Below are 18,470 nucleotides of genomic sequence, written 5' to 3' on the forward strand. Positions count from 1 at the left end.
CAGGACCGATCGCCTCTGTTACTCCATCCGTCGTCTGACAAGCCATGTCCTTTTTCATCTGGAATGCGCTATGTCTGCAACAAAGTCTGAACCAAAACTCACCCGTCGGGAACAGCGCGAACGCGCCCAGCATTTTATCCATACCCTGGAAGGGACCGCCTTTCCCCGCTCGCAACGCATCTACATTCAGGGCCAGCAGGCGGATATCCGCGTGCCGATGCGGGAAATCCAGCTTAGTCCCACCTTGATTGGTGGTGATAAAGCCCAGCCGCAGTACGAACAAAACGAAGCGATCCCGGTGTACGACACCTCCGGCCCTTATGGCGACCCCGACGTGGCGATCGATGTGCGCCAGGGCCTGTCAACGCTGCGCCAGCCGTGGATTGATGCACGCGATGACAGCGAACCGCTGCAGGAACGTAGCTCCCTGTATACCAAAGCGCGTCTCGCCGATGACGATCTTGATACGCTGCGTTTTCGTGGCCAACTGACGCCACGGCGCGCGAAACCTGGCAAATGCGTCACCCAACTCCACTATGCCCGTCAGGGGATCGTGACGCCTGAAATGGCGTTCATCGCTATCCGTGAAAACATGGGCCGGGAGCGCATTCGCGGGGAGGTATTGCGCCACCAGCATCCGGGGGAAAGTTTCGGCGCCCGACTGCCGGACAATATCACTGCAGAATTCGTCCGCGATGAGGTCGCTGCCGGACGGGCCATCATCCCTGCCAACATCAACCACCCGGAATCTGAGCCGATGATTATCGGCCGCAACTTCCTGGTGAAGGTCAACGCCAACATCGGCAACTCGGCGGTGACTTCCTCCATCGAAGAAGAGGTGGAAAAACTGGTGTGGTCAACGCGCTGGGGCGCCGATACGGTGATGGATTTGTCTACCGGGCGGTATATTCACGAGACTCGCGAATGGATCCTGCGTAACAGCCCGGTTCCCATCGGCACCGTGCCGATTTACCAGGCGCTGGAGAAGGTCAACGGGATCGCCGAGAACCTCACCTGGGAAGCCTTTCGCGATACCCTGCTGGAGCAGGCGGAACAGGGCGTCGACTATTTCACGATCCATGCCGGCGTCCTGCTGCGCTATGTGCCGATGACCGCCAGACGCCTGACCGGCATTGTCTCCCGCGGCGGCTCTATCATGGCCAAATGGTGCCTCTCGCATCATCAGGAAAACTTCCTCTACCAGCATTTCCGCGAGATTTGTGAGATTTGCGCCGCCTATGATGTCTCCCTTTCCCTCGGCGACGGCCTGCGCCCCGGCTCGATTCAGGACGCCAACGATGAAGCGCAGTTTGCCGAACTGCACACCCTGGGTGAGCTGACCAAAATCGCCTGGGAGTATGATGTGCAGGTGATGATTGAAGGCCCGGGCCACGTGCCAATGCAGATGATCCGCCGCAATATGACCGAGGAACTCGAGCACTGCCATGAAGCGCCGTTCTATACGCTGGGGCCGCTGACAACCGATATCGCTCCGGGCTATGACCACTTCACCTCCGGCATCGGCGCGGCGATGATCGGCTGGTTCGGCTGTGCCATGCTCTGCTACGTCACGCCGAAAGAGCACCTCGGCCTGCCGAATAAAGAAGATGTGAAACAGGGGCTGATCACCTACAAAATTGCGGCCCACGCTGCGGATCTGGCGAAAGGCCATCCCGGCGCGCAGATCCGTGATAACGCCATGTCCAAAGCCCGTTTTGAATTCCGCTGGGAAGACCAGTTCAACCTCGCCCTCGATCCGTTCACCGCCCGCGCCTATCACGACGAAACGCTACCGCAGGAATCCGGTAAAGTCGCCCATTTCTGCTCTATGTGCGGGCCCAAATTCTGTTCAATGAAAATCACCCAGGAAGTGCGGGACTATGCCGCCCGCCAGAACATCGAAAGCGGAATGGCCGATAAGTCGCAGGACTTCCGCGCTCGCGGCGGTGAAATCTATTTACGTAAGGAGCAAGCCTGATGTATCAACCCGATTTTCCGTCCGTTCCGTTCCGGTTAGGCCTCTACCCGGTCGTCGATAGCGTGGTCTGGATCGAACGCCTGCTACGCGCTGGTGTGCGTACCCTTCAGCTACGCATTAAAGATAAGCGCGATAGCGAAGTTGAAGCCGATGTCATCGCCGCGATCGCGCTCGGTCGTCAATACCATGCCCGGCTGTTTATCAATGATTACTGGCAGCTGGCGGTAAAACATCAGGCCTACGGCGTGCATTTAGGACAAGAGGACCTGGAGACAACGGACCTGAACGCCATTCGCCAGGTTGGCCTGCGTCTCGGCGTGTCGACCCATGACGATATGGAAATCGACGTTGCGCTGGCAGCACGTCCTTCTTATATCGCCCTGGGCCACGTTTTTCCCACGCAAACCAAACAGATGCCCTCCGCCCCGCAGGGTCTGGAGCAACTCGCCCGCCATATCCAGCGGCTGGCAGATTACCCGACGGTCGCGATCGGCGGTATTAGCCTGGAACGGGCGCCACAGGTACTGGAAACCGGCGTCGGCAGCATCGCGGTGGTCAGCGCCATTACCCAGGCGGCGGACTGGCAGCAGGCCACTGCGCAGCTGCTGGACATGGCGGGAGCAGGCGATGAATGACAGCGATTTTATGCGCTACAGCCGCCAGCTGATGCTGGAAGATATTGCGATTGAAGGTCAACAGACGCTGCTGGCCAGCCGGGTGCTGATCGTCGGGCTCGGTGGACTGGGTTCGCCCGCCGCCCTGTATCTGGCCGGGGCGGGCATTGGCACGCTGGTTATCGCGGACGATGATGATGTACACGTCAGTAACCTACAGCGGCAAATTCTCTTCACCAGCGATGATATTTCCCGCCCGAAAACGACCGCCGCCCGGCAGCGGCTGACCCGGCTGAATCCACAAGTTGAGATCGTCACCTTGCAGCAACGTCTGGCCGGCGAAACCTTGCGCCAGGAGGTCGCCAAAGCGGATGTGGTACTGGACTGTACCGATAACATGGCAACCCGCCAGGCTATCAACGCTGCCTGTGTCGCGCAGGCGACTCCGCTGATCACCGCCAGCGCCGTTGGGCTGGGTGGTCAACTGATGGTGCTGACACCGCCGTGGGCTCAGGGTTGCTACCGCTGCCTGTGGCCGGATAGCAGCGAACCGGAACGTAACTGCCGTACGGCGGGGATTATCGGGCCGGTAGTCGGCTTGATGGGCACCCTTCAGGCACTGGAGGCTATCACCTTGCTTTCCGGTATGGCGACGCCGCGCAACACCTTGCGGTTATTCGACGCACGAACCAGCCACTGGCGCAGCCTGACGCTCCAACGCGCGCAGAGTTGCCCGGTCTGTGGAGGGCAGCATGCAGATTTGGTTTAACGATCAACCCATGCAGTGCATCGACGCCACCACCGTCGCCGCCTTGCTTCTTCAGTTAGAACAGCAGCAGGCGGGTATCGCGCTGGCGCTCAATCAACAGGTCCTGCCGCGCGAGCGGTGGGAACATCATCTTCTGCAGGAAGGCGATCGGGTCCTGCTTTTTCAGGTCATCGCCGGAGGCTGACATGTTACGTATCGCAGACAAAACGTTTGAATCTCATCTTTTTACCGGAACCGGAAAATTCTCTGCGCCGGAAGTCATGGTCGAGGCTATTCGCACCTCGGGCAGCCAGTTGGTCACGCTGGCGCTAAAACGCGTCGATCTGCGCCAGCATAATGACGCTATTCTCGCTCCATTACTGGCCGCCGGCGTCAGCCTGTTGCCGAATACCTCAGGGGCAAAAACGGCGGAGGAAGCCGTCTTCGCCGCCCGACTGGCCCGGGAAGCGCTAGGGACCCACTGGCTGAAGCTCGAAATCCATCCAGACGCACGTTGGCTGCTGCCGGACCCGATTGAAACCCTGAAGGCGGCGGAAGTGCTGGTACGGGAAGGTTTTGTGGTGCTGCCTTATTGCGGCGCCGACCCGGTGCTGTGTAAACGGCTGGAGGAGGTCGGCTGTGCCGCAGTGATGCCGCTGGGCGCGCCGATTGGCTCAAATCAGGGCCTGGAAACGCGGGCGATGCTGGAAATTATTATCGAGCAGGCCACGGTGCCGGTGGTGGTGGATGCCGGGATTGGCGTCCCCAGCCATGCCGCGCAGGCCCTTGAAATGGGTGCGGATGCCGTGCTGGTCAACACCGCCATTGCCGTGGCCGACGACCCGGTGACCATGGCGCGGGCTTTCCGCCTGGCGGTCGAGGCAGGCGTGCTGGCTCGCCAGGCAGGTCCAGGTTCGCGTAGCGCCCTGGCACAGGCCACCAGCCCGCTGACCGGTTTTCTGGAGACGCTGGTATGAGCACCTTTACCGAACGCTGGAAACAACTGGAGTGGGATGACATCCGCCTGCGCATCAACAGTAAAACACCGGCCGATGTCGAACGCGCGATAGCAGCGAAACAGCTCAGTCGTGACGATATGATGGCCCTGCTCTCCCCTGCCGCCGCAGGCTATCTGGAGCCTCTGGCGCAGCGGGCGCAGCGGCTGACCCGCCAGCGTTTTGGCAATACCGTCAGCTTTTACGTGCCGCTGTATCTCTCTAACCTGTGCGCCAATGACTGTACCTACTGCGGTTTCTCGATGAGCAACCGTATTAAACGTAAAACATTAGATGAAGCCGAGATCGCCCGTGAATGCACGGCCATTCGCGCGATGGGCTTTGAGCATCTGCTGCTGGTAACCGGCGAGCACCAGAGCAAAGTCGGTATGGACTATTTTCGTCGCCACCTGCCGGCGATCCGCAGCCAGTTCGCCTCGCTGCAGATGGAAGTGCAGCCGCTGGCCATGGAAGAGTACGCGGAGCTAAAAACGCTCGGGCTGGACGGCGTGATGGTCTATCAGGAGACCTACCACGAAAGCATGTACGCGCAGCACCATCTGAAAGGCAACAAGCAGGACTTCTTCTGGCGTCTGGAAACACCGGATCGTCTGGGCCAGGCGGGGATCGATAAGATCGGTCTCGGGGCATTAATCGGTCTTTCAGACAGCTGGCGCGTGGATTGCTATATGGTGGCGGAGCATTTGCTGTGGCTGCAGCAGCATTACTGGCGCAGCCGCTATTCGATTTCATTCCCTCGGCTACGCCCTTGTGCCGGTGGCGTTGAACCCGCATCGCTGATGGACGAGCGTCAGCTGGTGCAGACCATTTGCGCCTTCCGCCTGCTGGCACCGGACGTCGAACTGTCGCTCTCCACGCGTGAATCCCCGGCATTCCGTGACCAGGTGATCCCGCTGGCCATTAACAACGTCAGTGCGTTTTCAAAAACCCAGCCCGGTGGGTATGCCGACAACCATCCGGAACTCGAGCAATTTGCGCCTCACGATGGCCGCCGTCCTGAAGAGGTCGCCGACGCTCTGGTATCGCGCGGGTTACAGCCGGTGTGGAAAGACTGGGATAGCTGGTTGGGACGCGCCTCGCAGCCGTGATGAAAAACAAAGTAAGCGACGAAATATTTTACGTCGCTTTACCCAATACGAAAAATGGATGATGGCCGCGGCGCGGCCGTTTTCCTATTCTTGTCCGGTCAGCAGCGGACGCTGACCAGGGCGAACATCTTCTCTTCCTCATTTTCGCCCTGCTCATCGCCGCGCTGGCCGTCATTGCACGGGTATTGTGGCCGAAGATAAATCACATCATCCCCGGCGTCATGGTTATAATTGACAAGGAGTTATCTTGTTCGCTCGCCAGGCATTACGGCTAAACCTGCGCTTTAACCCACGGTTATATCTTCAGGAACGATTTACGACACATGGCACGTCACAACAGAAAACTGTCTTTCACTATGCCCATTCTGCTTGGATTCGCGGGTATTCTCCTCAGTTTTTTGCTGATCGCGGTGTTTGTTACCCTGGCGCAAAAAAAGAATTTGATTGAGGAGTATCACTCCGTTAATCGTAATTTCACCTATAACCTCGCGGTGAATTACACGGAATCGCTGCTGCGTGGAAATGATTATATTCTCGGGCGCGCCACGAAATTCTTTGCTAACTATGACCAGTTAAATCAGTCCGTTAACGTTGACCCTCAAAAAGGATTGCGGGACTTAATGCAGCTCCAGGAACTGATGCCCAGCGTCTCCTCAATTTCACTGGCAGATACCCAGGGACACTATCTGCGGGCACCGGAGGTCCTACCAGGAAAAGAGAGCCAAACCTTTACGCCCCAGTCCAGGCCATGGTTTATCAAGCAAGCCGAAGCCAGTACGTTCAGTCTTTATACCTCAACTTATCTCGATTACTTTACCCATCACCCGACCATCACGCTTTACAGACCCGTTATCTCACCCGAAGGTCGCCTCAAAGGCACACTTGCTTTTCACCTGGATCTGACCTCAATGGGCTATGCCCTGCGCCAGATGGCAGCCCCGATGCAGGGGGAATTTTTTGTGGTGCAACGTGACGGTAAAATCGTTATTCATCCTGACCCTGGCGTGCTTTTTAAACCCTATGTCAGCGAAAACTTGATGGACAAAATGACCAGCGCTGAAGGCCAGCTCTATGACGAAGCCTCAGACACCTGGTATTACTATTACTCTTTTACGAATCCCGACTGGTTCGTCATTTACCGCGTTGCCAACACCACGCTGGTTGATATGTCGCGCCACGAAACCACTATTGTTCTCTGGGGCTTTGCGCTCTCCGCCATTGTGATCGTTCTGTTCGGCCTCTATCTGCGGCATGCTTCGCGCACGGTGTTAATGAACATCATCAACGCAATAAAAACCGGGGATGTTAACCGCGCACCGCGGCTCGAAGCCATGTTGAGTAAAGCCATCGAAAGTAATAAGCAGCGCGAGCTTACCTATGTGCGTCAGGCAACGATTGACGCGCTGACGGGCTGTAAAAACCGCCGTGCCTTTGACAGCGATGTCGCCGCGCTGATGAACGATCATCACCCCTTCGCGCTGGCTCTGGTAGATATCGATAACTTTAAATCTATTAATGACACCTGGGGTCACCTCAACGGCGACATTGTTTTGCGTAACGTTGCTCGCGAAGGGCTGCAGCTCCTGCAACCCAAACAGATTTCACTCTACCGCTATGGCGGAGAAGAGTTTGCCGTGATTTTCACGCAGCAACATCTCGCGAATGCCCATACCCTTCTCGACAGCTGGCGCGTGAAGATTGCGCAGCGAACCTGGCGTGAAGACGGGTTGACGGTGACCTTTAGCGCCGGGCTGGGAGAATGGAACATGGAGCCGCTGGATAAACTGGTCGTGGCCGTGGATGAGGCGTTGTATAAAGCGAAACAACAGGGCAAAAACTGCATCGTACGGGTTTAACGCTGATGACCCCGAAAAGCCCATTTCAGCGGTTTTTTTATTCATTCACGGGCAAAATTGAAACCGGTTTCATTATTTTGTGATGCCTTACACACAATCGCGGTAAAGCGGTTGTCGTGCCCCTCTCCCCGCGATAAAGATGATGCATCAAGGGAACATAAGGGCCATCCATTATGAAGAATATCGTGTTATGTTGCGCCGCCGGCATGTCCACCAGCATGCTGGTTCAACGCATGCAAGACGCTGCGCAGAAGAAGGGTATTGAAGTCTCGATTAAAGCCGTACCGGTCGCCGAGTTTAAAGATAACCTCGCCGCAGCGGACATCATTCTGCTGGGTCCGCAGGTGAAGTATGAGCAGGCAAAACTGCAGGCGATGGCCGACCCGCTCGGTAAGAAAGTCGCGGTTATCGATATGATGGATTACGGCATGATGAAAGGTGATGCCGTTCTTGATAAAGCCCTGAAGTTGATGGAGTAAACCATGGAAGATTTAGAAACAACCATCATGGAGCTGTTGGTCAACGCCGGTTCTGCACGCAGCTGCGCATTAACCGCCCTGCAGCTGGCACGCAAAGGTGATTTTGCCGCCTCCGAGCAGGCGATGGCCGAATCACATGAGTTTGTGAAGCACGCACATAAAATCCAGACTCAGCTCATCGGCCTTGATGAAGGCACCGGCAAACTCCCGGTCAACCTGATTACGGTTCACTCCCAGGATCATCTGATGAATGCGATGGTCATTCAGGATCTGGCCACCGATATGATTGAGCTGTATCGCCGCACGGCACAGTAAATAAAACCACGTCTATCAAAAGCAGGTGCCTGAAGAGGCACCTGCTTTTTTATTACAGAAAGCCGTACAGCGCGGCAAATATCCAGCCAAACACACACGACACGCTGACGCCGATCAACCCCGGCAGTATAAAGCTATGGTTAATCACGAAACGGCCGATATGGGTGGTGCCCGAACGGTCAAACTGAATCGCCGCCAGGTCGCTTGGGTAGGTCGGCAGAATGTAATAGCCATAGCAGGCGGGTGCGGAGGCCACGATATAGGCCGGGTCGACGCCAATCGCCAGCGCTACAGGCACAATCGCCGCCAACGCAGCGGCCTGGGAATTCACAAATTTGGACACCAGCAGCAGGACGATGGCGTAAGCCCAGGGATACTCCTGCACCATTTCGCCCAGCACGCCTTTAATCTCGCTCATGTGCGCGCCGAACATGGTTTCTGCCATCCAGGCAATGCCGTACACAGCCACAATCGCGATCATCCCCGAACGGAAAACCTCATTCTTAGAAATCGCAGCCGGGTTGGTTTTGGTGATAATGATGATCAGCGCGCCAGAGAGCAGCATGAACATCTGGATCACCAGCACCATCGAGAGTGGCTTACCGTCGAATGCCGGGCGCAGCTCAGAGAAGGCTCCCAGTACCGCCACCACGGCAATGGATGCCAGGAAGATCCACATGGCAACCCAGTTGCTGGCTGGCAGTTTCCGGTCGAGCAGCGTGGCCGTGTCACCGTAAACGTAGTGGCGGTTTTCTGGCGTCGAGATAAAGGCCTGGAACTCTTCGTCCTTGTCCAAATCCTTACCACGAAACCAGCTAAAAATACCGATCGCCAGAATACCCAGCAGCGTCGACGGAATGGTGATCGCTAACAGATCGAGGAATTCGAGATGTTTACCGTTAAAGGTGAAATTCCCCAACATCGCCACCAGCGACACCACAGCAACCGACACCGGGCTGGCAATAATCCCCATCTGTGCGCCGATCGAACTTGCCGCCATCGGTCGTTCGGGGCGTATATTGTTCTTGATAGCGACGTCGTAAATAATCGGCAGGATCGTATAGACCACGTGTCCGGTGCCACAAAGAATGGTCAGGGTGCAGGTGACAAAGGGAGCCACAATCGAAACATATTTGGGGTTACGCCGCAGAAGCTTCTCCGCAATCTGCAGCATCACATCTAATCCACCAGATGCCTGCAACGTTGCCGAAGCAGCCACCACCGCAATAATCACCAACATCACATCAACCGGCGGCTTACCCGGCTGAAGATGAAAGACAAAGACTAAAATCACCAGCCCGATACCGCCCAGCAGACCAAGCGCGATACCGCCCTTCCTGGCACCATAAAACAGGCATATTAAAATAATGACGAGTTGTATTGCGAATTCCATGCATCCCCCAGACTCAGTCTATTAAACTCAAAAATGCAGCGACCGCTGTCGTTCTGTTAACCCACTCCCCTGTCGCAGGTCTGTTTTGCAGATATAAGACACCCTCTCCGGTTTCAAGAAACTGAAGACATAAAAAAGTAATCACATGATTAATTGGACTTTTTGACTATATCGCCTTTGATTTGACGATTTTTTGATACGTGTAGAATTTTTACCCATCAATTTGTATGGGTATTAAGAAAAAGAGAAGGCGCTTTGTTTATATGGCTTGTTTGCTGCTTAATTGAGGGGAAAACATTAATGGAATGTAATTCATTATGGGGAATATAAGGTAAGGATTAGCCCGGCAGCAATCGGAGATAATAAAAAAGCCAGTCAGGTCTCCTGACTGGCTTTTACGCGAAGCGTCAACGATTAATCGTTGTCGGAACCGCCCAGACCTGCGTTCAGCAGTTCTGCCAGGTTGGCAGAAGCTTCTTCAACGCTTACCTGCGGTGCTGCCGGCTGTTCGCCCGCGGCACGACGGCGCATACGATCCTGATGGTACGCATAACCGGTACCAGCCGGGATCAGACGACCCACGATAACGTTCTCTTTCAGGCCACGCAGTTCGTCGCGTTTACCCGCAACGGCTGCTTCGGTCAGGACACGCGTGGTCTCCTGGAACGATGCGGCAGAGATGAACGACTCGGTTGCCAGAGACGCTTTGGTGATACCCAGCAGGTCGCGGGAGAAGGTCGCCGCCACTTTGCCGTTCGCTTCCAGATCGCGGTTCGCAATCTTGACGCGGGAGTATTCAACCTGCTCGCCTTCCAGGAAGTCGGAGCTACCAGCGCTCTCGATGGTCGCTTTACGCAGCATCTGACGAACGATAACTTCGATGTGCTTATCGTTAATCTTAACGCCTTGCAGACGGTAAACGTCCTGTACTTCGTTGGTGATATAACGCGTTACCGCGTGTACACCACGAAGACGCAGAATGTCGTGCGGCGCTTCCGGACCGTCGGAAACCACATCACCACGTTCTACACGTTCACCTTCGAACACGTTCAGCTGACGCCACTTCGGAATCATCTCTTCGTACGGATCGCTACCGTCTAACGGAGTGATAACCAGACGACGTTTACCTTTGGTCTCTTTACCGAAGGAGATGATACCGCTGATTTCAGCAAGGATCGCAGGCTCTTTCGGACGACGCGCTTCGAACAGGTCAGCAACGCGCGGCAGACCACCGGTGATATCTTTGGTACCACTGGATTCCTGAGGAATACGCGCCAGGGCGTCACCTGAGTGAATCTGAGTGCCGTCTTCCAGCTGCACAATCGCTTTACCCGGCAGGAAGTACTGAGCAGACATATCGGTGCCTGGGATCAGAACGTCGTTACCGTTAGCATCAACAATTTTCAGCGCCGGACGCAGATCTTTACCGCCCGCGGTACGTTCTGCAGAATCCAGAACAACCAGGGATGACAGACCGGTTAATTCGTCGGTCTGACGGGTAATGGTCTGACCGTCGATCATGTCGGTGAAGCGAATGAAACCGCTAACTTCAGAGATAACCGGCATGGTATGCGGATCCCAGTTTGCAACGGTTTCACCGCCAGCAACCTGCTCACCATCGCCTTTCGCCATTACAGCACCGTAAGGTACTTTATAGCTCTCTTTGGTACGGCCGAATTCGTCGATCAGTTTCAGTTCGGTGTTACGCGAGGTCACTACCAGCTTGCCGGCAGAGTTCACAACCGATTTAGCATTGCTAAGACGGATGCTACCTTTGTTTTTCACCTGAATGCTGGATTCAGCAGCCGCACGAGATGCCGCACCACCGATGTGGAACGTACGCATCGTCAACTGGGTACCCGGCTCACCGATGGACTGTGCCGCGATAACGCCGATAGCCTCACCTTTGTTGATGATGTGGCCACGCGCCAGGTCACGACCGTAGCAGTGCGCACATACACCAAAGTCGGTGTCACAGGATACGACAGAACGTACTTTGACGGAGTCAACGGAGTTTTCTTCCAGCAGGTCACACCAGTGCTCGTGCAGCAGCGTGTTGCGTGGAACCAGAATATCCGCAGTACCCGGCTTCAGAACGTCTTCAGCAGTTACACGACCCAGTACGCGATCGCGCAGCGGCTCTTTAACATCACCACCCTCGATAACCGGGGTCATAGTGATGCCTTCCAGGGTGCCACAGTCGTCTTCAGTAACAACCAGATCCTGGGCAACGTCAACCAGACGACGAGTCAGGTAACCGGAGTTCGCTGTTTTCAGTGCGGTATCCGCCAGACCTTTACGAGCACCGTGCGTGGAGATGAAGTACTGGAGTACGTTCAGACCTTCACGGAAGTTCGCGGTGATCGGCGTTTCGATGATGGAGCCATCCGGCTTCGCCATCAGACCACGCATACCAGCCAGCTGACGAATCTGTGCCGCAGAACCACGCGCACCGGAGTCGGCCATCATGTAGATGCTGTTGAAGGAAACCTGCTGCTCTTCGACGCCGTCACGGTTAATAACGGTTTCGGTTTGCAGGTTATCCATCATCGCTTTGGATACACGATCGTTCGCCGCAGCCCAGATATCGATAACTTTGTTGTAGCGTTCGCCAGCGGTAACCAGACCGGACTGGAACTGTTCCTGGATCTCAGCAACTTCGGCTTCCGCCTCAGAGATGATCTCGTGTTTTTTCTCCGGGATGACCATGTCATCGATACCAACGGATGCACCTGAACGCGCTGCATAAGCAAAGCCGGTGTACATCGTCTGGTCCGCAAAAATAACGGTCGGTTTCAGGCCCAGAATACGGTAGCAGGTATTCAGCATCTTAGAGATGGCTTTCTTACCCAGCGCCTGGTTCACGATAGTGAACGGCAGACCTTTCGGTACGATCATCCACAGAATGGCACGGCCAACGGTCGTGTCTTTCAGGCTGGTTTTCGCAACAAACTGGCCATTTTCGTCTTTTTCGTATTCGGTGATACGCACTTTAACGCGCGCATGCAGAGAGGCCAGGCCAGCGCGATAAATACGCTCAGCTTCTTTCGGGCCAGTCAGCACCATGCCTTCGCCTTTGGCGTTAACACAGTCACGGGTCATGTAGTACAGACCCAATACAACGTCCTGAGACGGAACGATGATAGGTTCGCCGTTCGCCGGGGACAGGATGTTGTTGGTAGACATCATCAGCGCACGCGCTTCCAGCTGGGCTTCCAGCGTCAGCGGTACGTGAACAGCCATCTGGTCACCATCGAAGTCGGCGTTATATGCCGCACAAACCAGCGGGTGCAGCTGGATAGCTTTACCTTCGATCAGTACCGGTTCAAACGCCTGGATACCCAGACGGTGCAGAGTTGGTGCACGGTTCAGCAGTACCGGGTGTTCGCGGATAACTTCATCCAGGATATCCCAGACGACAGCTTCTTCACGCTCAACCATTTTCTTCGCGGCTTTGATGGTGGTGGCCAGGCCACGCAGTTCCAGCTTGCCGTAAATGAACGGTTTGAACAGCTCCAGTGCCATTTTCTTCGGCAGACCGCACTGATGCAGACGCAGGTATGGACCTACGGTGATAACAGAACGACCGGAGTAGTCAACACGCTTACCGAGCAGGTTCTGACGGAAACGACCCTGTTTACCTTTGATCATATCGGCCAAAGATTTCAGAGGACGTTTGTTAGAACCGGTGATCGCACGACCGCGACGACCGTTATCCAGCAGGGCGTCGACCGCTTCCTGCAGCATACGTTTTTCGTTGCGTACGATGATATCCGGCGCAGCCAGATCCAGCAGACGTTTCAGACGGTTGTTACGGTTAATGACGCGACGATACAGATCGTTCAGGTCAGAAGTCGCGAAACGACCACCATCCAGCGGAACCAGCGGACGCAGATCTGGCGGCAGAACCGGCAGAACGGTCAGGATCATCCACTCCGGCTTGTTGCCAGACTGAACGAATGCTTCCAGCAGCTTAATGCGCTTGGTCAGCTTTTTACGCTTGGTTTCAGAGTTGGTTTCGTTCAGCTCTTCGCGCAGAGTTTCACACTCTTGCTCCAGATCCATGCTCTTCAGCAGGGCCTGGATAGCTTCCGCACCCATCTTCGCGTCGAATTCGTCACCGAACTCTTCCAGCGCATCCAGATACTGCTCTTCAGTCAGGATCTGGTTACGTTCCAGGTTGGTCATGCCGCCTTCGATAACCACATAAGATTCGAAGTACAGAACACGTTCGATATCACGCAGCGGCATATCCAGCAGCAGGCCGATACGGGACGGCAGCGACTTCAGGAACCAAATGTGGGCAGTCGGAGACGCCAGTTCGATGTGGCCCATGCGCTCACGACGCACTTTAGTCTGGGTCACTTCAACGCCGCACTTCTCGCAAATCACACCACGGTGTTTCAGGCGCTTGTACTTACCGCACAGGCACTCGTAGTCTTTTACTGGCCCGAAAATACGCGCACAGAAAAGGCCGTCACGTTCTGGTTTGAACGTACGGTAGTTAATGGTTTCCGGCTTTTTAACTTCACCAAAAGACCATGAACGGATCATGTCTGGCGATGCCAGAGCAATTTTGATCGCATCAAACTCTTCGGTTTTAGTTTGCGCTTTCAGAAACTTTAATAAGTCTTTCACGGATTTGCTCCCGTCGGAGTTAGCACAATCTGGCGCCGGGTATTACCCCGGCACCAGTGACCTGTTTGAGCGAGAGTTACTCGTCTTCCAGTTCGATGTTGATACCCAGCGAACGAATCTCTTTCAACAGTACGTTGAAGGACTCTGGCATGCCTGGTTCCATCTGATGGTTGCCGTCCACGATGTTTTTATACATCTTGGTACGACCGTTCACGTCATCAGACTTAACGGTGAGCATTTCCTGCAGGGTGTAAGCTGCGCCGTAAGCTTCCAGCGCCCATACTTCCATCTCACCGAAGCGCTGACCACCGAACTGTGCCTTACCACCCAGCGGCTGCTGAGTAACCAGGCTGTAAGAACCGGTGGAACGAGCGTGCATCTTATCGTCGACCAGGTGGTTCAGTTTCAGCATGTACATGTAACCTACGGTTACCTGACGCTCAAACTGCTCACCGGTACGGCCGTCGAACAGGGTGATCTGGCCAGAAGATGGCAGACCGCCGAGTTGCAGCAGCTCTTTAATTTCAGCTTCTTTCGCACCGTCGAAGACCGGCGTTGCGATCGGCATACCTTTTTTCAGGTTCTCAGCCAGACGCAGTACTTCATCATCAGTGAAGGTATTCAGGTCGACTTTCTGACGAACGTCGGTACCCAGGTCATACGCTTTCTGGATGAATTCACGCAGCTTGGCAACTTCCTGCTGCTGCTTGAGCATGGCGTTGATTTTCTCGCCGATACCTTTCGCAGCCATACCCAGGTGAGTTTCCAGGATCTGACCGATGTTCATACGAGACGGTACGCCCAGCGGGTTCAGTACGATATCGACCGGCGTACCGTTCGCATCGTGCGGCATATCTTCGATCGGGTTGATCTTAGAGATAACACCCTTGTTACCGTGACGACCTGCCATTTTATCACCAGGCTGAATCTGACGTTTAACGGCCAGATACACTTTAACAATCTTCAGCACGCCCGGTGCCAGATCGTCGCCCTGAGTGATTTTACGGCGTTTCGCTTCGAGTTTTTTCTCGAACTCGTGCTTCAGTTCGTCGTACTGCTCAGCCAGCTGTTCCAGCTGATTTTGTTTCTCTTCGTCGGTCAGGCCCAGTTCCAGCCAGCGATCGCGCGGCAGCTTGTCGAGCTTCTCAGCTTCAACACCACCGGCAACCAGCACCGCGTAGATACGACCGAACAGGCCAGCTTCGAGGATCTGCAGTTCTTCAGACAGGTCTTTCTTGGCCTGCTTCAGCTGCATTTCTTCGATTTCCAGCGCACGTTTGTCTTTTTCTACGCCATCGCGGGTAAAGACCTGAACGTCGATAACAGTACCGGAAACACCGTTTGGTACACGCAGAGAAGAGTCTTTAACATCAGACGCTTTCTCGCCGAAGATCGCACGCAGCAGTTTCTCTTCTGGCGTCAGCTGGGTTTCACCTTTCGGGGTCACCTTACCAACCAGAATGTCGCCGCCGGTCACTTCTGCACCGATGTAAACGATACCGGATTCGTCCAGTTTGGAGAGCGCAGCTTCACCCACGTTCGGGATGTCAGCGGTGATCTCTTCCGGCCCCAGCTTGGTGTCACGGGACACACATGCCAGTTCCTGGATATGAATTGTGGTGAAACGATCTTCCTGAACCACACGCTCGGAGACGAGGATGGAGTCTTCGAAGTTGTAACCGTTCCACGGCATGAACGCTACACGCATGTTCTGACCGAGCGCCAGTTCACCGAGGTCGGTGGACGGGCCGTCAGCCAGTACGTCGCCGCGCTCAATTGGCTCACCCAGAGAGACACACGGCATCTGGTTGATGCAGGTGTTCTGGTTAGAACGGGTGTACTTGGTCAGGTTATAGATGTCGATACCTGCTTCGCCCGGGTACATCTCGTCTTCGTTAACTTTGATAACGATACGAGAAGCATCCACGTACTGAACCAGACCGCCACGTTTAGCTACCGCAGTAACACCGGAGTCAACGGCTACAGCACGTTCCATACCGGTACCAACCAGCGGCTTATCAGCACGCAGAGTCGGAACCGCCTGACGTTGCATGTTCGCACCCATCAATGCACGGTTGGCGTCATCGTGTTCCAGGAACGGGATCAGGGACGCACCGACGGAAACCACCTGCTGGGTGGAAACGTCCATGTAGTCAACCTGGTCACGGCTGAAGAGGCTCGATTCGCCTTTGCTACGGCAGGTTACCAGGTCTTCTACAAAGTGGCCTTCGTCATCCAGGTTGGAGTTCGCCTGAGCGATAACGTAGTTGCCTTCTTCAATAGCAGACAGGTAGTGAATTTCGTCGGTAACAACACCGTCGGTGACTTTACGGTACGGCGTCTCGAGGAAGCCATATTCGTTCGTCTGTGCATAGACCGACAGGGAGTTGATCAGACCGATGTTCGGACCTTCAGGCGTTTCGATTGGGCACACGCGACCGTAGTGAGTCGGGTGTACGTCTCGAACTTCAAAGCCTGCACGTTCACGGGTCAGACCGCCTGGGCCCAGTGCGGAGATACGACGTTTGTGCGTAATCTCAGACAGCGGGTTGTTCTGGTCCATAAACTGGGACAGCTGGCTGGAACCAAAGAACTCTTTCACTGCTGCAGAAATCGGCTTGGCGTTGATCATATCCTGAGGCATCAGGGTATCCAGATCGCCCAGAGACAGACGCTCTTTCACCGCACGCTCAACACGTACGAGGCCAACGCGGAACTGGTTCTCCGCCATTTCGCCAACGGAACGGATACGACGGTTGCCGAGGTGGTCGATATCATCGACTTCGCCTTTACCGTTACGGATATCGATGAGCTTCTTCATCACTTCGATGATGTCGTCTTTGCTCAGGATACCGGAACCTTCGATTTCGTCACGCAGCAGGGAACGGTTGAACTTCATACGACCAACCGCTGACAGATCGTAGCGGTCTTCGGAGAAGAACAGGTTCTCAAACAGGCTTTCAGCCGCTTCACGAGTCGGCGGCTCACCCGGGCGCATCATACGGTAGATTTCTACCAGTGCGCTCAGACGATCGTTGGTCGGGTCGACACGTACAGTCTCAGACATGTACGCACCGTGATCGAGATCGTTGGTGAACAGAGTTTCGATGCGCTTATGACCGGACTGGCTCAGTTTGGCCAGCAGGTCCAGGCTCAGCTCCATGTTCGCCGGGCAGATCAGTTCGCCAGTCGCTGTATCGACATAATCTTTAGCAGCAACTTTACCCGCGATATATTCAACCGGAACTTCGATATGCTTGATATCGTCTTTTTCCAGCTGACGGATATGGCGAGCGGTAATACGACGAGCTTTCTCAACGTAGACTTTACCGTTGGCTTCGATGTCGAAGGACGCCGTTTCACCACGCAGACGCTCCGGAATCAGCTCCATCTGCAGCTTGTTGTCGCGAATTTCAAAGACCACTTTTTCGAAGAACAGGTCAAGGATCTGCTCAGTGGTGTAATTCAGCGCGCGCAGGATGATAGTCGCCGGCAGCTTACGACGACGGTCGATACGGACAAACAGGTTGTCTTTCGGATCGAATTCGAAGTCCAGCCAGGAACCGCGGTAAGGGATGATACGTGCGTTGTACAGGACCTTACCGGAAGAGTGGGTCTTACCTTTGTCACTGTCAAAGAAGACGCCCGGGCTACGGTGCAGCTGAGAAACGATAACACGCTCAGTACCGTTGATAACAAAGGTACCGTTGTCGGTCATGAGCGGAATTTCGCCCATGTAGACTTCTTGTTCTTTAATGTCTTTAACGGTGCCTTCCGGCGCTTCACGCTCGTAGATCACCAGACGCAGTTTTACGCGCAGCGGTGCCGAATAGGTCACGCCACGGATCTGACATTCTTTAACATCAAAAACAGGTTCGCCCAGACGGTAGCTGACGTATTGCAGCTCGGAATTACCGCTGTAGCTTTTAATCGGGAACACGGAACGGAAGGCTGCTTCCAGACCATATTGCCCTTCAGGATCTTGCTCGATAAACTTCTGGAACGAATCAAGCTGGATAGAAAGGAGATAAGGTATGTCCAGAACTTGTGGACGTTTACCAAAATCCTTACGAATACGTTTTTTCTCGGTATAGGAGTAAACCATAGGGTTCCTCAGCTCGCTGACAAGTCGACCCGTCTGCCTCAAAAAGGCAGTTTTTTATGCAACACTATTTTGTGGACCGGAAAATGGAACACTTTCCGCAATACCTGTTGCTATCACGCTTAAACCATTTCGTCGCGATTTACACAGAGCGAGCACCCTGTCGCAGTATATTAAGTCGTCGATAGAAACATGCATTGTCAGGACAACCAGCAGTCAAACAGTGTGAAATGCTACTGGCGC

At 54.7% G+C, this 18,470-nt stretch carries 12 protein-coding genes; 9 read left to right on the plus strand and 3 right to left on the minus strand.

What is annotated here, in order from left to right; translation table 11 throughout:
• Positions 1-70 precede the first annotated feature (70 nt).
• The 9 genes from thiC (at position 71) to ACMYSP_RS11315 (ending at position 8,094) form a co-directional block, all read left to right on the plus strand.
• The gene (gene thiC / locus ACMYSP_RS11275; RefSeq protein ID WP_434586841.1) at positions 71-1,978 is read left to right on the plus strand and encodes a phosphomethylpyrimidine synthase ThiC; all 1,908 of its coding nucleotides are present in this window, start codon (positions 71-73) and stop codon (positions 1,976-1,978) included.
• Positions 1,978-2,613, plus strand: a complete 636-nt coding sequence (gene thiE, locus ACMYSP_RS11280; RefSeq protein WP_434586842.1) for a thiamine phosphate synthase — start codon at positions 1,978-1,980, stop codon at positions 2,611-2,613. Before thiC ends, thiE begins: the two co-directional genes overlap by 1 nt.
• Positions 2,606-3,361 carry a HesA/MoeB/ThiF family protein gene (locus tag ACMYSP_RS11285; RefSeq protein ID WP_434586844.1) on the plus strand — a complete coding sequence of 252 codons (756 nt, stop codon included), beginning with the start codon at positions 2,606-2,608 and terminating at the stop codon, positions 3,359-3,361. The genes thiE and ACMYSP_RS11285 overlap by 8 nt, the downstream gene beginning before the upstream one ends.
• Complete coding sequence (gene thiS, locus ACMYSP_RS11290; RefSeq protein WP_434586845.1) at positions 3,345-3,545, plus strand: sulfur carrier protein ThiS; 201 nt, start codon at positions 3,345-3,347, stop codon at positions 3,543-3,545. The genes ACMYSP_RS11285 and thiS overlap by 17 nt, the downstream gene beginning before the upstream one ends.
• 1 nt (position 3,546) lies before the next feature.
• A complete protein-coding gene (thiG, locus tag ACMYSP_RS11295; RefSeq protein WP_434586846.1) occupies positions 3,547-4,317 on the plus strand; it encodes a thiazole synthase in 771 nt (256 codons plus the stop codon).
• A complete protein-coding gene (gene thiH / locus ACMYSP_RS11300) occupies positions 4,314-5,444 on the plus strand; it encodes a 2-iminoacetate synthase ThiH (protein ID WP_434586847.1) in 1,131 nt (376 codons plus the stop codon). Before thiG ends, thiH begins: the two co-directional genes overlap by 4 nt.
• Before the next feature lie 323 nt (positions 5,445-5,767).
• Positions 5,768-7,300 carry a sensor domain-containing diguanylate cyclase gene (locus ACMYSP_RS11305; protein ID WP_434586848.1) on the plus strand — a complete coding sequence of 511 codons (1,533 nt, stop codon included), beginning with the start codon at positions 5,768-5,770 and terminating at the stop codon, positions 7,298-7,300.
• Positions 7,301-7,518: 218 nt separating this feature from the next.
• Positions 7,519-7,779: a PTS sugar transporter subunit IIB gene (locus tag ACMYSP_RS11310; protein WP_434587068.1), complete on the plus strand. Its 261-nt coding sequence runs from the start codon at positions 7,519-7,521 to the stop codon at positions 7,777-7,779.
• 3 nt (positions 7,780-7,782) lie between these two features.
• Positions 7,783-8,094, plus strand: a complete 312-nt coding sequence (locus ACMYSP_RS11315; protein ID WP_123758153.1) for a PTS lactose/cellobiose transporter subunit IIA — start codon at positions 7,783-7,785, stop codon at positions 8,092-8,094.
• 52 nt (positions 8,095-8,146) lie between these two features.
• Here ACMYSP_RS11315 and dcuB read toward each other — a convergent pair whose 3' ends face one another.
• The 3 genes from dcuB to rpoB form a co-directional block, all read right to left on the minus strand.
• Complete coding sequence (gene dcuB / locus ACMYSP_RS11320) at positions 8,147-9,487, minus strand: anaerobic C4-dicarboxylate transporter DcuB (RefSeq protein WP_434586849.1); 1,341 nt, start codon at positions 9,485-9,487, stop codon at positions 8,147-8,149.
• 414 nt (positions 9,488-9,901) lie between these two features.
• Entirely contained in the window at positions 9,902-14,125 is a 4,224-nt protein-coding gene (gene rpoC / locus ACMYSP_RS11325; protein ID WP_123758151.1) for a DNA-directed RNA polymerase subunit beta', read from the minus strand.
• Positions 14,126-14,201: 76 nt separating this feature from the next.
• Positions 14,202-18,230, minus strand: coding sequence for a DNA-directed RNA polymerase subunit beta (rpoB, locus tag ACMYSP_RS11330; RefSeq protein ID WP_123758150.1), 4,029 nt, complete (start codon positions 18,228-18,230; stop codon positions 14,202-14,204).
• Between the last annotated feature and the right edge of the window lie 240 nt (positions 18,231-18,470).

This window comes from Klebsiella sp. R390, assembly GCF_051131745.1.
Taxonomy (GTDB): Bacteria; Pseudomonadota; Gammaproteobacteria; order Enterobacterales; family Enterobacteriaceae; genus Klebsiella.

Excerpts from the sequence above, each read along its gene's own strand:
- thiC (WP_434586841.1), top strand. The coding sequence starts at position 71 with ATGTCTGCAACAAAGTCTGAACCAAAACTCACCCGTCGGGAACAGCGC.
- thiE (WP_434586842.1), top strand. The coding sequence starts at position 1,978 with ATGTATCAACCCGATTTTCCGTCCGTTCCGTTCCGGTTAGGCCTCTAC.
- ACMYSP_RS11285 (WP_434586844.1), top strand. The coding sequence starts at position 2,606 with ATGAATGACAGCGATTTTATGCGCTACAGCCGCCAGCTGATGCTGGAA.
- thiS (WP_434586845.1), top strand. The coding sequence starts at position 3,345 with ATGCAGATTTGGTTTAACGATCAACCCATGCAGTGCATCGACGCCACC.
- thiG (WP_434586846.1), top strand. The coding sequence starts at position 3,547 with ATGTTACGTATCGCAGACAAAACGTTTGAATCTCATCTTTTTACCGGA.
- thiH (WP_434586847.1), top strand. The coding sequence starts at position 4,314 with ATGAGCACCTTTACCGAACGCTGGAAACAACTGGAGTGGGATGACATC.
- ACMYSP_RS11305 (WP_434586848.1), top strand. The coding sequence starts at position 5,768 with ATGGCACGTCACAACAGAAAACTGTCTTTCACTATGCCCATTCTGCTT.
- ACMYSP_RS11310 (WP_434587068.1), top strand. The coding sequence starts at position 7,519 with ATGCTGGTTCAACGCATGCAAGACGCTGCGCAGAAGAAGGGTATTGAA.
- ACMYSP_RS11315 (WP_123758153.1), top strand. The coding sequence starts at position 7,783 with ATGGAAGATTTAGAAACAACCATCATGGAGCTGTTGGTCAACGCCGGT.
- dcuB (WP_434586849.1), bottom strand. The coding sequence starts at position 9,487 with ATGGAATTCGCAATACAACTCGTCATTATTTTAATATGCCTGTTTTAT.
- rpoB (WP_123758150.1), bottom strand. The coding sequence starts at position 18,230 with ATGGTTTACTCCTATACCGAGAAAAAACGTATTCGTAAGGATTTTGGT.